Consider the following 1,083-nt stretch of genomic DNA (forward strand, 5'->3'; position numbering starts at 1 on the left):
ATCGCGATGTTGTCGCCCGGCATCACCATCTCGACGTTCTCCGGCAGCTTCACCGTGCCCGTCACGTCCGTCGTGCGGAAGTAGAACTGCGGACGGTAGCCCTTGAAGAACGGGGTGTGACGTCCACCCTCCTCCTTCGTCAGCACGTAGATCTGCGCCTTGAACTTGGTGTGCGGCGTGATGCTGCCCGGCTTCGCCAGCACCTGTCCACGCTCCAGGTCCTCACGCTTCAGGCCACGCACCAGCGCGCCGATGTTGTCGCCCGCCATGCCCTCGTCGAGCAGCTTGCGGAACATCTCCACGCCCGTCACCACCGTCTTCTGCGTCGGGCGCAGACCGACGACCTCGATCTCCTCGCCCACCTTCACCTTGCCGCGCTCCACGCGACCGGTCGCCACCGTGCCACGGCCGGCGATGGAGAACACGTCCTCCACCGGCATCAGGAACGGCTTGTCCGTCGCGCGCTGCGGCGTCGGGATGTAGCTGTCCACCGCCGCCATCAGCTTCAGGATGGCTCCCTCGCCGATGTCGCTCGCGTCTCCCTCCAGCGCCTTCAGCGCCGAACCAGGGATGATGGGGATGGTGTCGCCCGGGAAGTCGTACTTCTTCAGCAGGTCGCGGACTTCCATCTCCACGAGCTCGCGCAGCTCGGGGTCGTCCAGCATGTCGACCTTGTTCAGGAACACCACGATGTAGGGAACGCCCACCTGGCGCGCCAGCAGGATGTGCTCGCGCGTCTGCGGCATCGGGCCGTCCGCCGCCGACACCACCAGAATCGCGCCGTCCATCTGCGCCGCGCCCGTGATCATGTTCTTCACGTAGTCCGCGTGCCCCGGACAGTCGACGTGCGCGTAGTGCCGGTTCGACGTCTGGTACTCCACGTGCGCCGTCGAAATCGTGATGCCGCGCTCACGCTCCTCCGGCGCCTTGTCGATCTGGTCGTACGCCAGGAACGTGGCGCCGCCCGTCTTCGCCAGCACCTTCGTGATGGCCGCCGTCAGCGACGTCTTGCCGTGGTCCACGTGTCCGATCGTGCCGATGTTCACGTGGGGCTTGTTACGCTCGAACTTCTCCTTGGCCATG

Annotated in this window: 1 protein-coding gene; it reads right to left on the minus strand. The window is 65.9% G+C overall.

Annotation, left to right across the window (positions count from 1 at the left end; all coding sequences use genetic code 11):
• Positions 1 to 1,082, minus strand: a 1,082-nt coding sequence (gene tuf, locus LZ198_RS42805) for an elongation factor Tu (protein ID WP_253977939.1), incomplete at its 3' end; no start/stop codon positions are given.
• Position 1,083 lies beyond the last annotated feature (1 nt).

This window comes from Myxococcus dinghuensis (assembly GCF_024198235.1).
In the GTDB taxonomy this organism is placed as follows: Bacteria; Myxococcota; Myxococcia; order Myxococcales; family Myxococcaceae; genus Myxococcus; species Myxococcus dinghuensis.